13 protein-coding genes are annotated in these 13,714 nt (G+C 61.9%); 7 read left to right on the top strand and 6 right to left on the bottom strand.

Annotated elements, in window-relative coordinates; genetic code table 11:
* The first annotated feature begins 6 nt into the window (after positions 1-6).
* The 4 genes from ACR0DA_RS11200 (at position 7) to ACR0DA_RS11185 (ending at position 4,267) form a co-directional block, all read left to right on the top strand.
* Complete coding sequence (locus ACR0DA_RS11200; protein ID WP_480754403.1) at positions 7-1,179, top strand: MFS transporter; 1,173 nt, start codon at positions 7-9, stop codon at positions 1,177-1,179.
* A gap of 20 nt (positions 1,180-1,199) precedes the next feature.
* The gene (locus ACR0DA_RS11195; RefSeq protein ID WP_222457777.1) at positions 1,200-2,231 is read left to right on the top strand and encodes a glycosyltransferase family 4 protein; all 1,032 of its coding nucleotides are present in this window, start codon (positions 1,200-1,202) and stop codon (positions 2,229-2,231) included.
* A 103-nt stretch (positions 2,232-2,334) separates the two neighbouring features.
* A complete protein-coding gene (locus ACR0DA_RS11190) occupies positions 2,335-3,357 on the top strand; it encodes an aspartate-semialdehyde dehydrogenase (protein ID WP_170340798.1) in 1,023 nt (340 codons plus the stop codon).
* 487 nt (positions 3,358-3,844) lie between these two features.
* Positions 3,845-4,267, top strand: coding sequence for a hypothetical protein (locus ACR0DA_RS11185; protein ID WP_170600849.1), 423 nt, complete (start codon positions 3,845-3,847; stop codon positions 4,265-4,267).
* A gap of 52 nt (positions 4,268-4,319) precedes the next feature.
* Here ACR0DA_RS11185 and ACR0DA_RS11180 read toward each other — a convergent pair whose 3' ends face one another.
* The 5 genes from ACR0DA_RS11180 to ACR0DA_RS11160 all read right to left on the bottom strand — a co-directional run bounded on the left by ACR0DA_RS11180 (position 4,320) and on the right by ACR0DA_RS11160 (position 10,654).
* Positions 4,320-6,239, bottom strand: a complete 1,920-nt coding sequence (locus ACR0DA_RS11180; protein ID WP_170593207.1) for a DUF3604 domain-containing protein — start codon at positions 6,237-6,239, stop codon at positions 4,320-4,322.
* A gap of 162 nt (positions 6,240-6,401) precedes the next feature.
* Entirely contained in the window at positions 6,402-8,450 is a 2,049-nt protein-coding gene (locus ACR0DA_RS11175) for an acyltransferase family protein (protein ID WP_480754032.1), read from the bottom strand.
* 198 nt (positions 8,451-8,648) lie between these two features.
* Complete coding sequence (locus ACR0DA_RS11170; protein ID WP_093963956.1) at positions 8,649-8,960, bottom strand: P-II family nitrogen regulator; 312 nt, start codon at positions 8,958-8,960, stop codon at positions 8,649-8,651.
* Between the two features lie 4 nt (positions 8,961-8,964).
* The gene (locus ACR0DA_RS11165; protein WP_480754030.1) at positions 8,965-9,942 is read right to left on the bottom strand and encodes a sodium-dependent bicarbonate transport family permease; all 978 of its coding nucleotides are present in this window, start codon (positions 9,940-9,942) and stop codon (positions 8,965-8,967) included.
* Between the two features lie 61 nt (positions 9,943-10,003).
* On the bottom strand, positions 10,004-10,654 hold the full coding sequence (locus ACR0DA_RS11160) for a carbonic anhydrase (RefSeq protein WP_093963954.1): 651 nt from the start codon (positions 10,652-10,654) through the stop codon (positions 10,004-10,006).
* A 142-nt stretch (positions 10,655-10,796) separates the two neighbouring features.
* Here ACR0DA_RS11160 and ACR0DA_RS11155 point away from each other — a divergent pair, with 142 nt between their 5' ends.
* The 3 genes from ACR0DA_RS11155 to ACR0DA_RS11145 all read left to right on the top strand — a co-directional run bounded on the left by ACR0DA_RS11155 (position 10,797) and on the right by ACR0DA_RS11145 (position 13,364).
* Positions 10,797-11,186: a hypothetical protein gene (locus tag ACR0DA_RS11155; protein ID WP_170340773.1), complete on the top strand. Its 390-nt coding sequence runs from the start codon at positions 10,797-10,799 to the stop codon at positions 11,184-11,186.
* Between the two features lie 61 nt (positions 11,187-11,247).
* The gene (locus tag ACR0DA_RS11150; protein WP_480754028.1) at positions 11,248-12,630 is read left to right on the top strand and encodes a leucyl aminopeptidase family protein; all 1,383 of its coding nucleotides are present in this window, start codon (positions 11,248-11,250) and stop codon (positions 12,628-12,630) included.
* Complete coding sequence (locus ACR0DA_RS11145) at positions 12,627-13,364, top strand: C40 family peptidase (RefSeq protein WP_480754027.1); 738 nt, start codon at positions 12,627-12,629, stop codon at positions 13,362-13,364. Before ACR0DA_RS11150 ends, ACR0DA_RS11145 begins: the two co-directional genes overlap by 4 nt.
* Here ACR0DA_RS11145 and ACR0DA_RS11140 read toward each other — a convergent pair.
* Positions 13,361-13,711, bottom strand: coding sequence for a DUF2794 domain-containing protein (locus ACR0DA_RS11140; protein WP_170342743.1), 351 nt, complete (start codon positions 13,709-13,711; stop codon positions 13,361-13,363). The two genes, ACR0DA_RS11145 and ACR0DA_RS11140, sit on opposite strands and share 4 nt — an antisense overlap.
* Between the last annotated feature and the right edge of the window lie 3 nt (positions 13,712-13,714).

Below are 13,714 nucleotides of genomic sequence, written 5' to 3'. Positions count from 1 at the left end.
ACCGACATGCAGGCAGGTTTGGTGATCTTGTGTCTGGCCTATGTCCTCAGCCAGTTCTTCCGCGCGTTCCTTGCGGTTCTGACTGCCGATCTGGCGCGAGACATCGGCGCCACGCCCGAAGATCTGGCCTGGGCCTCGGGTCTGTGGTTTCTGGTCTTTGCGGCGATGCAGATCCCGGTGGGCTGGGCGCTGGACCGGGTTGGCCCCCGGCAGACGGCGGCGGTTCTGCTACTGATCGGCGGCGCGGGTGGGGCCGCGGTGTTCGCGCTGGCCGCGACGCCCCTGCATGTGGCGGTGGCGATGGCGTTGATCGGGGTCGGATGTTCGCCGGTTCTGATGGCCTCGTATTTCATCTTTGCCCGCGAATACCCGCCCGCGAAGTTCGCTACCCTGGCCGCTGTTATGCTGGGCGTGGGGTCGGTCGGCAACCTCGTGGCCTCGTACCCCACGGCGCTGGCGGTCGAGTTGATGGGCTGGCGCGCGACTCTGGCGGGGCTGGCCGCGATCTCAGGCGCCGTGGCAGTGGGCATCTGGGTCACGGTCAAAGACCCCGCGCGGGTGGTGTCCGAGCAGAAAGGGTCGGTTCTGGACCTGCTGCGCGAACCTGCGCTGTGGGCGATTTTGCCGTTGATGCTGGTGGCCTATGCACCCTCGGCCGCGCTGCGGGGGTTGTGGGCCGGCCCCTATCTGCTGGACGTGTTCGGGCTGAGCGCTACCCAGATCGGGCAGGCCACGCTGGTCATGGGCGCCGCGATGATCGCGGGCACCTTTGCCTATGGGCCGCTGGACCGGCTGCTGAACACCCGAAAATGGGTGATCTTCGGCGGCAACGCGCTGGCGGTGCTGGCGCTGGGGCTGCTGTGGCTGTGGGTCGCCGAGGCCGTCTGGCTGTCGGTTCTACTGATGGCGCTGATCGGGTTTCTGGGGGCATCCTTCCCGGTGATCATGGCGCATGGGCGCGCCTTCATCCCGGCGCATCTGGTGGGGCGCGGCGTGACCCTGCTGAACCTGTTTGGGATCGGCGGCGTGGGGCTGGCGCAATTCGCCACCGGCCGCATCCATGCGGCGACGGTGGACATGGGGCCAACCGCACCCTACACAGCGATATTCGCCTTCTTTGCCGTCACGCTGACGATCGGCTGCGTGATCTACCTGTTCAGCCGTGACAGCATGGAGTGAGACCCGCAGGAGCGCGCGCCGTGAACGACCCCGTTGTTATTGCCCCAAACCTCAAACGCCGCCTGTCCGGCGTGACCGCCACGATCGCGCGGCTGGTGCCGTTGCAGGCACAGTGGATCGACATCGCAGCCACCGGTCCGGGTCTGCCTTCGGACATCCCGCACATCCCGCTGGGCCGCCTGCCCTTTCTGTCGCGCAAGACGCTGCGGGTCTGGCACGCCCGCCGCAACACCGAGATGCTGCTGGGCCTGATCCTGCGCGACCTGCTGCGGCTGCGGCTGAAACTGCTGTTCACCAGCGCCTCGCAGCGGGCGCATACGGGCTATACCAAGTGGCTGATCGGCAAGATGGACGCGGTGGTGGCCACCTCGCGCAAGACGGCCGGATACCTCGAGCGCGACGCGCAGGTGATCATGCACGGGATCAACCTGCAGGACTTCACGCCACCCGCCGACAAGGCGGGGCTGCGGACGCAAATGGGCCTGCCCGACGGGCTGCTGCTGGGCTGCTATGGCCGCATCCGCCACCAGAAAGGCACCGACGCCTTCGTCGATGCGATGATCGACCTGTGCGGGCAGGTCCCCGACGTACATGGCATCGTCATGGGCCGCGCGACCGAGAAACACAGCGCTTTCCTGACCGAACTGAAGGACAAGGTGGCCCAAGCCGGCCTGTTCGACCGCATCCTGTTCAAGCCCGAGGTCACCGTGGACAAGATTGCCCAATGGTACCAGGTGCTGGATCTGTTCATCGCCCCCCAACGCTGGGAGGGGTTCGGACTGACCCCCCTCGAAGCGATGGCCTGCGGTGTGCCGGTGGTGGCCACCGATGTGGGCGCATTCTCCGAGATCGTGACCGACCCGACGCTGGGTCGGGTGGTGCCACCGGGCGACATTCCGGCGCTGGCCGCGGCCGCGGCCGAGATGCTGGCGGACCGTGATTCCCTGACCCGCGCAGGCCAGGCCGCCCGCGCCCATGTGGAACGGAATTTCGACATCAACGGCGAGGCGCAGGCGCTCGTTGCGCTCTATCAGCTGCTGCTGAAGGCCTGAGTCGCCGCAAAACTGCGTCATTCGGTCAATTCCGCCGCGAAGGCCCTTTTTTATTTTCTGCAACGCGGCTATGAACGCGCGTCCTTAATTCAGGAGACTAGACATGGGCTATCGCGTCGTTGTCGTCGGCGCCACGGGTAACGTGGGCCGCGAAATGCTGAACATCCTGGCTGAACGCCAGTTCCCAGTGGACGAAATTGCCGTTCTGGCAAGCCGTCGTTCGCTGGGCACCGAAGTCAGCTTTGGCGACAAGACACTCAAGACCCAGGATCTGGACACTTTCGATTTCACCGGCTGGGACATGGCGCTGTTCGCCGTGGGGTCCGCCGCGACCAAGGATTACGCCCCCAAAGCGGCAGCGGCCGGCTGCGTGGTGATCGACAACTCGTCGCTCTATCGCTACGACCCCGAGATCCCGCTGATCGTGCCAGAGTGCAACCCGCAGGCGATCCACGACTACAAGAACAAAAATATCATCGCCAACCCCAACTGCTCGACCGCGCAGATGGTGGTGGCGCTGAAGCCGCTGCATGACCGCGCCAAGATCAAGCGCGTCGTGGTCTCGACCTATCAGTCGGTGTCGGGCGCAGGCAAAGAGGGTATGGATGAGCTTTGGGATCAGACCAAGGCCGTCTACAACCCGATCAACGAGGTCGCCCCGAAGAAGTTCCAGAAGCAGATCGCCTTCAACGTCATTCCGCATATCGACGTCTTCATGGAAGACGGATCGACCAAGGAAGAGTGGAAGATGGTCGTCGAGACCAAGAAGATCGTCGACCCGTCGATCAAGGTCACCGCGACCTGTGTGCGGGTGCCGGTTTTTGTCGGACATTCGGAGTCGGTGAACATCGAGTTCGAGGAATTCCTGGACGAGGACGAGGCCCGCGACATCCTGCGCGAAGCTCCGGGCGTGATGGTGATCGACAAGCGCGAGGCCGGTGGCTATGTCACGCCGGTTGAATGCGTCGGCGATTTCGCCACCTTCATCAGCCGGATCCGTCAGGACTCAACCGTAGAAAACGGCCTGAACCTGTGGTGTGTCTCGGACAACCTGCGCAAAGGCGCGGCCCTGAATGCAGTGCAAATCGCCGAGCTGCTGGGCCGCGAGGTCCTGAAGAAGGGCTGATAGCCGGACCAGACTGAAATCTGAAAACCCCGCGGCATGGGCTGCGGGGTTTTTCATTTTTTGGCAATGCGAGAAGGAAGGCGCGCCGGGTATCACCGCAGGTTCTGCCCAGGCAAAAGTAAATTCGCCAGGTGAATAGCTATTATTCACATAATCAATTTTTCATATTTCACAGCTGCTGGTATTTTTTTGCCCATTGAAGGCGCCTTCGTTTCAATCTCAGCCGAGGGGAAACGAGCCATGATTGACCAAACAGAACCTGACCTGTCGCAGGAACCGGGGTTCGACACCGCGCGATCCCACGTGCTCTGGAACCGCTGACTAGGCCGATGTTTTTCTGACCTTTAGTGCTCGACGCCGCACTGCCAGACGGTTCGGGCCGGGTTGGGCAGCGTGGTTCGGATGCCCGCGTCAGAACACACCTATTTTTGGCAAACCCAGTTTTCAACGCCCCGTGCGGCTCATCGAGTATTCAAAGGAGACCGTTATGACCAGATTGCCCATCATTTTTCTGACCACCGCAGCCATATTTGCCGTTTTGGGCATGTTGTGGGGAATCCAGATGTCCGCCAGCCATGATCACACGCTGTCCCCGGCACATGGCCACCTGAACCTGATCGGGTTCGTTGCGCTGGCAGTGTTCGGATTCTACTACGCTCTGACCCCCGAGGCGGCGCGCAGCGGTCTGGCGAAACTCCACTATGGGCTGTCCGTGGCAACGGTGCTGGTGCTCGTTCCCGGGATCGTGCTGGCAATTACCGAAAGGGGCGAAACCCTTGCCCAGATCGGATCGCTTCTGGCTGTTCTGACCATGGTCCTGTTCGTGTTCATCCTGCTGCGTCACGGTTTCGGAGCGATAGACGCGGACAACCGCAGGCCGGTGGCCGGCAACCCCAACCCAGCCGAATGAACAAGACCGCCCCGCCTGCGCGAGGCGGGGCTTCGTTCAACGGAACGACCGTTTATCCGGGGGTATACCAGATCGGCGACGTATAGGCCCGTTCGGTCGTGATCATCGGAACATAGTCCGGCATCTCGATCCCGAACCGTTTGGCCTCGTAGGCGGTCCAGCGGGGGGTCGGGATCTCGATCACACGGGCGTAGTAGAACGCAGACAGGTTGGGGTCGAAATCCGGATCCTGCCACGTGGTGATCAACTCACTTGCCCCGATCGTGTTGGTCCAAGTGGCGTTTTCGACATCGACGGTGTTGCCGACTTCGGGCAGTTTGCCGTTCTCGTCCAGCTGGCGATCGCCGGCCCAGACGACGTTGTAGACTTTCTCCTGCAAGGCCCCGTCAGCATCGACCCAGCCCTTGACGATCTGGATGCGATCCAGGTTGCCGGAAATCGGGTCCTTCAATGCAAAAACAAGGAAGTTCGGAGCCAGCCCATCGGGAGACGCCTGCAGGTTGCCCCCCATCGGTACGCCTTTTTTATAGCCGGCGTCCGCAGGAACACGGCTTGCGGCATCCTCATCGGTGAAGTCATAACCGCCGAAAAACCGAACCCCCATACGCGACCCCGTGGTCGCGTAGGTCTCCCTGCGCTGCATCGCGTCAAAGATCGCCTCGCGGGTGTTTTCCGTCGCCCAGACCGCACCCAGTCCACCAGCGGCCTGTTTCCAGCCATAGATCGACAGCTCTGGGTCGGGTGCTTCGATTACTAGGTGTTCCCAACGGTTCGGCCCGGGCTCGACCCCGGAATGTTTGCCGAAAAAGTTGTCTTCCTGCGCCGTTGCCATACCGGTATGCGAATCCGTCGCGCCGACCATCCCGAACTTGAACGGGTTAACACCCAGCTCCTGTTCGATCTTGAGCCCGCGCTTCAAAGCCTCGCGCGCGTATTCACCGGCCAGCATCTCGGGTTGCTTCAACTCGGTTCCGTTCAGATTGGCCGCGTCCCATGTGTCGAAATCTGCGAACTCGTCATCGGGGCTGAGGAACGGATGCGCCTCACCGTCGCCCTTGATCTGCGTCGGTTCGTACAGCGGCTCGAACCGGGCGCGCAGGCTTGCGATCTCCTGGGTCAGTGCGGATCCATCGTAGGCGTTCAGAGAGAACATCCGCCCGTTCGACAGGTTGCCGTTGTGCGCGATGGCGAGGACCTCGCCGCCTGTCCTTTCCTCATATTCGGCCAGAAAGGCCCACAGGTCCTCGGGGTTCTTGCTGTCGTATTGCGAGAACGGGCGGGTCTGGTTGGCCCGGTCGCGCCCATCGCGGAACAGCACGTTCCGGTGCAGGTTGTTGGCGCCCTCGGTTGTGTATTCATAACCGATGATGGCTGAAAAGACTCCCGGCTCGTTGAAGCTGTCCGCAAGGGCCGTGTACGCCTCCCACGCATGCTTGATGGCCTTCGGGTTGTCGATGGGCGGGACGTCATCCGACAACGAGGCGACGATCTCCATTGCCGTGTCAAACGCAAGCTGGCTGTCACCCGCCGTCAGCGCCTCGTACCAGGCCTTGCCCTGGGGTGTCGCCAGAACCTCGGCGTCTCCGGCCAGCAGTTGCGGCATCAGCCCGTACATCTCGGCATGGTCCGAGACGACCAGCCAATCAAGCGGACGGGACAGCTTGGCCCGAAGGCCGTGGGTTGTCGTGACCTCTTCGCCGCGGGCAAAGCGAAACGCCTGTTCCTGGGTCAGCCGGGTCATCGTGCCGGCGTCAACCGAAACCGAAGTATGCAGATGCGAGTCTCCCCACAGCGGCCGTTGGGGAAAGTTCCGCCCCGCATAGGGAGAGAAATCATCAGGCGCCAATACGACGTCCGTGCTGTCCTGCTCGGTCTGGAATTCCTGCGCGGACACGGATGTGGCGGTCAGCGCGGCCAGACAGGCCAATGTCCACAAGGGACGTTGTGAAACGATTGCGAAAGACTTGGTCATAAAATCCCTCCCAGGTGTGTCATTTCCATTCGGTTGGTTCCGGAAATGACGGCAGCCTATCACGGATTTGGATATTCGAATAAAATTTACTATCGGCACAACCCGGACCTCGCGCTGCAGTGGTTCAGCGCGCGGGCGGCAGACCAATGCAGGGCTGAGGAATCACTCTCCGTTCGAGTCTCTCTGGGCCAGGTCGGCGTTCTGTTGAAGTTGGCTGCAGGTACGGTCATTCGCAGGGACCGCCGCTGAGCCAGAGCCGGCTGGCCCACTAGGTTCGTCCCCGAACAGGAACCATCCACCGGTGCGGCACCCAAGTTCGCGCGAACCTTCTTTCGAGAGATGGCGACCATCCCGATAGTATGCCGTCGTGCCGTCGCTGGCGCGGCACATGCCGTCAGCATCGCAGAGTATCCGATCCAGCCAGACGACTTTGTGGCGGCCCTCGAGCTGGTGCAGCATCTCAGCAACCTCAAGAAGCTCCGGCTGTATGTCCGCGAACGAATAGTCGCACAGATCCGGGTCAGCGCCTCGGAGTTCTGCATTCACCGCGCAATAGCCCAGGTTTTGGCCATTCGAGGGGGGCGGAGACACAACGATCGGGGTTTTACCGGCAGACACAAGCCGTTCGAGCGTTTTTTCCAGGTTCCGCAGAACCGTGCTCTGCGGGCCTTCGGGGTCCATTGCACCGTCAACGGCGGCGAGTCCGCCGGGCTCGAACAGGTAGTAGAACGGCGATGAGACGATGACATAGTCAATGCTGTCGGTCGAAGTGACATAATCCAGCACCTGGTCGCTGAAATCCAGACAGGCTTGCGGGGATTCTCCGGTCCGGCCGCGATCGGCAAAGGCGATACCGGCGATCGGCGCGCAGAGCGACTTGGTCAGCTGGACGACCCCAAGCTCGGGATAGGCCGCGGTCAGGCCGACCACCAGATGCATGGCGAAACTGTCCCCCCAAACCGCAACCTTGGGAGACTCGGAAGTCGCACAGCTGTCCGGCACCGGCATCCGACCGTTGCATTCATTGCTCAAACCGCGGTTCGGAGCCAGGCTTTCGGTCAGCCTTGGCAGATCGAGATCGCGCAGCGCCTTGCGATCGGGCGCGCCATCGGTTGCGAAGATCAACACCCCGACCGAGAACACCAAAGCCGATATCGCGGCGCTTCCGATGAAGATCCCCCGGCGGCTGAACAGACCTTCCCTGCGACGGCGAAAGGGTTGCTCGACGAAGCGCCATGTCAAGGCGGAGAGCACAAAGGCCAGCACAACAAGGCTGGCGATGGTCAGCGGCGTTGGGGCCGGAACACTCCGGATCTTGGCAAAGACCAACAAAGGGTAGTGCCACAGATAAAGGCTGTAGCTGATCAGGCCGATCCAGACCATGATCCGAGACGACAACAGCGCCCCCACCGGGTCCCGTTGGCTGGCGAAAAGGATGACCAGAACGGTTCCCAGAACAGGCACGGCCGTAAGGATTGACGGGTGCGGCGTGTACCGGTCGAACATCACGTAAGACACCAGCAGCCCGGCCATGCCCAGCAGGGGCAGCACAGTCGAGAAACGCCCCTTGTCCTGCCGCGGAACGAAGGCGCATATCGCGCCGGCCAAAAGCTCCCACGCGCGGGTATAGATGAGGTAGAACCCTGCCCTCGGTTCGTTTTCCGATGTCCACTGCGCCAGCAACAGACTAGCCAAAAGCAACACCGTCAGGCCAATGATGCAGGTCCGGGTCCCTCGTCGAAACAGAAACAGCAGCAGTAGCGGAAACAGCAGGTAGAACTGTTCTTCCACCGCAAGGCTCCAGGTGTGGAGGAGCGGATGCATGTCGAATTCATCCGCGAAATAGTCCTTGTTCCGGAAGAAGAAGACGTTCGACAGGAAAACCGCGACGGATGACAGGCTTCGCGAATAGACCCTGAGATCGGCCGGCAGCATCCAGATCCACGCCAGGCAGGTCGTCACGGCCAGAACCACAAAAAGGGCCGGAAGAATCCGCCTGGCTCGCCTTTCGTAGAAATCAACGATGGACAACCGTCCGCGTTGAATATCCCCGATCAGAAGCGACGTGATCAAGTAGCCGCTGATGACGAAGAAGACATCAACACCCAGAAACCCACCGGACAGCCATGACAATCCGGCGTGGTAGAAGACCACTGGCAACACGGCAATTGCCCGAAGGCCGTCAATTTCCCTTCTGTAGGCGATGCTCAATACGGCCAACCTCAAGATGCTGGCTGAAATGCTAGCGCCCGTCCCGGTTGCCATCAACGATGTTTGTCAGTCAGCCCGCTCTTAAGGAAAATGTGTGGTTTTGCAAACAGGGGTTTGCCTGTTCGCTCCGCACATCGTGCATGGGTCCACGCCATGAATCCGGTAGTTAGGCGCGCATCCGATCCCAAGATCTCCGGGTCAGAAACGCTCGGCCCGCAGAACCTGGCAATCGGTGACGCTTACAACCCCGATATGGCGATCAAGTACGGGAAGGATCGCGCTCAGCAGCCCGTCCAAGCGATCGGGGCGAATGATGCAGATGACCTGGACCATCCCGCTGGCGCGGCTGACCTGGCCAGAACGGCTCCATTCACCCGATCGTCCCGATCCGCCGAGCACCGGCAGGATCGTGAACCCGGTCACACCTTGATCGACCAGAGCATCCGTCAGACGGGATTTCACGATGGCTTCGATGGTGATCTCGACCCGTTTGGCATCATGTGTCTGCATCGTCTTATCCTCCGGTAACGGCCCGGGCGACCGAGACGTAGATCGGCAGGCCCAGCGCCAGGTTGAATGGGAATGTGACGCCCAAAGACAGGGTCAGATAGATGGACGGGTTCGCCTCGGGCACGGCCACGCGCATCGCCGCAGGAACCGCGATGTACGAGGCGGAGGCGCCCAATACCATCAGCAACACCGCTCCACCGGTGGACAGACCCAACAGGAGCGCGGCCACCAACCCGGCACCGGCCCCGATCAGGGGCATCAGCACGCCAAAGCCAAGCAGACCCATCGTGATCAGCCCGCGCCCGGCACGCAATCCGCGCCCGGCGACTATACCCATGTCCAGCAGGAACAGGCACAGAACCCCCTTGAACGGTGCGACCACGAAGCTGCTGATCTCGGCCAGACCGTCCTCGCCCGTGATCCAGCCGATTGCAAACGACCCGACCAGCAGAACGATCGAACCATTGAGGGCAATCTCGCGCCAGAGATCCGAGTCCATCCGGCGGGCTCCGCCGCCGCGGGAGATCAGCCACAGAGCGGACAGGATCGCCGGCGCTTCCATCGCCGCCGCAACGGCCACCATGTAGCCCTCGTACGCCAGGCCCTGACTTTCCAGAACCGACGTACCGGCCACGAATGTGACGATCGAGATTGAGCCGTAATGCGCTGCAACCGCGCCTGCGTTGACATGGTCAAGGTTGGTCAGCACGCGCAACAGGCCGAACGCCACCAGGGGCAGCAATGCGGACAGAATGACACCTGCAATGAGGGACAAGCCAAGCGTGGCGTCGATCCCGTGTGCGGCAACACTGACACCACCCTTGAAGCCGATCGCAAACAGCAGATAGATCGACATCGCCTTGGCGATGGCCTCGGGAATGGTCAGGTCAGATCGGGCCAATGCGGCTGACAGACCAAGCACAAAACTGAGAATGATCGGCGAGACCAGATTGTCGGCCGCCAAAGACAACAGGTTTTCCATACAGTCACCGCACCCTAATTGAACTAACGTTCAATTAGGGTGCGTTTTTCCGATTTAAAGACTAAACCGGCAGGAATTTTTTTCCTGACGGATCATAATACTCCAGACCGCCTTCGCCGATGTCGGTCCACAAGCCGTGCAGCGATATCGAGCCGTTCTGTACGGCCTCGGCCACGAACGGGAAGGTCATCAGGTTTTCGAGCGACGCGACAACCGCCTGACGCTCGAACTGGCGCGCCTGTTCGGCGGGGTCCTCGACATCGGAGACCAGATCGAATTTCGGCTTGAGGATGTCCATCCAGCGTCCGACAAAGCTCTCTTTGGCTTCCAGTTGCGGCGCTTCGCCCTTGCACATGTCGATACAGCCCTGCACCCCGCCGCATTGCGAATGTCCCAGTACGATCAGATGCGCCACTTTCAATGCCGTCACTGCATATTCGATGGTTGCACTGGTGCCGTGGCGCTCGCCGTCCGGTTCGTAGGGCGGCACCAGGTTGGCAATATTGCGGTGGATAAAAAACTCGCCCTGGTCGGCCCCGAAAATCGAGGTGACATGGACCCGGCTGTCACAGCAGGAAATCACCATCGCCCGCGGACGCTGACCCTCGGTCGCCAGCCGGCGGTACCAGGCCTGGTTCTCGGAATAGGATGTGGCTTTCCAACCGTGGTACCGTTTGACCAGATAGCTCGGCAGAGGTTTGGCGTGGTGCATCGCGTTTTCCCAAATTTGCAGTTCGACCGCCGATCTAACGCAAGTTCGAGCAAAATTCGAGACATTATCCCGATTGGCCGAAAGGAATTGCAAAGGTCTTTTGTGACAGGTTCGCAGATGCCGTGGGGGCAGAAAGATTGGGGTGAATGAGGTGGACAAGATCGTCACGCTTGAACAGAAGGAGTCCGTGCGTCTGGATCCGGACCGGCTGAACGGATTGTATCGGCAATTGGGTGACACGAACGCGGTCGACGTTCTATGCCGAACGGTCGAGGAACTGGCAGTACGCCTGTCGAATTGTGAACGGCTCTGGCGTCAACGCGACTGGGCGGGGCTGCGCAAATGCGCCAAGTCTCTGGTCGCAATATCCGAACAGGTCGGCATGACGGCGTTGGCCCGGGTCGCCGGCGACGTGGCCCGGACGGTAGATGCCGGCGATGCGGTGGCGACCGGAGCTACGCTCAGCCGACTGATCCGGGTGGGCGAGCGGTCGCTGACCGCTGTATGGGATCAACAGGATCTTTCGATATGACGGGTTGCGGGCGAACAACAGGCGGCTAGTGTAGGCGTCACCAGAACAGTCCGAGGCGCCCATGTCCCTGTCTTTTGCACCTTCCGATGCCCCTGCCATTGATCTGCATGTTCTTGCGCAGGACGGGCTCGAGCCATGGCTGAAGTCTCAGCCCGATGAGACACGGGCTTGGGTAGCCGCGAACGGATTCACCGGCGCAATCGGGCAGGTTCTGCTGGTTCCCGGACCGACGGGCGCGCCGCAATTCGCGCTGGCAGGCTATGGAACCGACACCCGGCGCGCTCGGGTACGCTTTCCGCTTGCCGCCGCCGCCGAGGTTCTGCCCGAAGGCACTTACCGGATTGCATCCGGTTTGCCGACAGACAGAGCCGAAATCGAAGCCTTGGGCTGGTTGCTGACCGGGTACAGTTTCGACCGATATGCCGAACAGTCCGGCGCAAAGGCCCGATTGGTCGCGCCGGACGGTGTGAATGCTCCGCAGATTGAGATCATGGCCAATGCCGAAGCTCTCACCCGTGACCTGGTCAACACTCCGACGGCCGACATGGGACCTCAGGCCCTGCAAGACGCCGTTGAAACGCTGGCGCAGGAGTACGGGGCTCGTTGTGCCGTCACCATTGGCGACAGCTTGCTGGAACAGAACTTTCCCATGATCCACGCGGTGGGTCGGGCCGCTGAACAGGCTCCGCGCCTGATTGAGATGACCTGGGGCACAAGCGGTCCGAAGCTGACCTTGGTCGGCAAGGGCGTCTGCTTTGACACCGGCGGGTTGAACCTGAAGCCCGGTGCCTCGATGGGGTTGATGAAAAAGGACATGGGCGGCGCGGCGAACGTGCTGGGACTGGCGCGCATGATCATGGCGCTGGATCTGCCGCTGCAGTTGCGGGTGCTGATTCCGGCTGTGGAAAACGCGGTGGCGGGCAACGCGTTCCGGCCCGGCGACATCCTGACCTCACGCAAGGGCCTGACGGTCGAGATCAACAACACCGATGCCGAGGGGCGGCTGGTTCTGGCCGACGCGCTGGCGCTGGCGGATGAGGGTGCGTCGGATCTGGTGATCTCGATGGCGACGCTGACCGGCGCGGCGCGGGTGGCGGTGGGGGCGGATCTGGCCCCGTTCTATACCGATGACGATGCCGCCGCGCAGGCCTTGTCGCAGGCCGCCGTTCAGGCGGCTGACCCGGTCTGGCGGATGCCGTTCCACACGCCCTATGAGACGTTGATCGAGCCGGGAATCGCCGATCTCGACAACGCGCCGGCGGGCGGGTTTGCCGGGTCGATCACCGCAGCGTTGTTCCTGCGGCGGTTCGTGGAAAACAGCCGGTACATGCATTTCGACATCTATTCATGGCAAAAGGCCAAAGAGCCCGGCCGCAGCAAAGGCGGGTTGGGACAAGGGCCGCGCGCCCTGCTGACCGCCCTGCCCGGGATGTTGGGCCTGTGAACCGCGCGCGCGTCATCCGCCCCGTCGTGGACCTGCTGCGCAACCCCAAGGGCCCGCGCGACCGGCAGCTGCTGTATGGCGACGGCCTGGACGTCACCGAACAGTCCGGCGGCTGGTGCCGGGTGGATTCCGACAAGGATGGGTATCAAGGCTGGCTGCGCGCGGACCAGTTGGGCCCCGACGCCCCGGCCACGCATTGGATCTGGGCCCCGGCGACCCATGCCTATTCGGAACCCGACATCAAAAGCCCGGACCGGGTCAGCCTGAGCTTTGGCAGCAGGATCGTGGTGCTGTCGCAGCAGGACCGCTTTGTCGAGACCGAGCTTGGGTTCATCCCCGCAGTGCATGTCAAACCGGTCGGAACCCTGCTGAACGACCCGGTCGCGGTGGCCGAGCTGTTTCTGGGCACACCCTATCTTTGGGGTGGAAACAGCCGGTGGGGGCTGGATTGTTCAGGCCTGATTCAGGCCGGGCTGCTGGCCTGCGGCGTTGCCTGCCCTGGCGACAGCGGCGACCAGGAGCGGGAGCTTGGCACCGCACTGCCCGAATGCACCCTGGCGCAGCGTGGCGATCTGTTGTTCTGGAAAGGCCATGTGGCCTGGGTGTCCGGCGACAACATGCTGCTGCATGCCAATGCCCATCACATGGCGGTGGTATTTGAACCGATGGATCAGGCCATTGCCCGGATCGAAGCCCAAGGCGACGGGCCGGTCACGGCGCACAAGCGGCTCTAATCCGGGTCGACCGAGCGGATCAGCTTGCGCTCCAGCACCCGCAGGACGGCGCGCAGGTCGTGCCCGCGTTTCAGGATGCGCCCGTCCATACCCATCACCGAATACATCCCCTGCTTTGAACGCAGCCGGGGGTGTTTTTCAACACGATAGATCGGGTGCTCGGCGGTCCGCCGGAAGATCGAGAATATGGCAACGTCGCGCAGATTTGATATTCCGTAGTCACGCCATTCTCCGGCGGCGACCATCCGTCCATAGACGGAGAGAATCTGTGACATCTCTTGCCGGTTGAAGGCCACCGGCATCTGGACCGGACTTGCAGGGTTCCGGCTGGGAGGCTGCATGTTCATGTC

This window comes from Ruegeria sp. CI8 (assembly GCF_056536865.1).
Note: the sequence above shows the minus strand (reverse complement) of the source record. Positions and strands in the feature narration are given on the sequence as shown.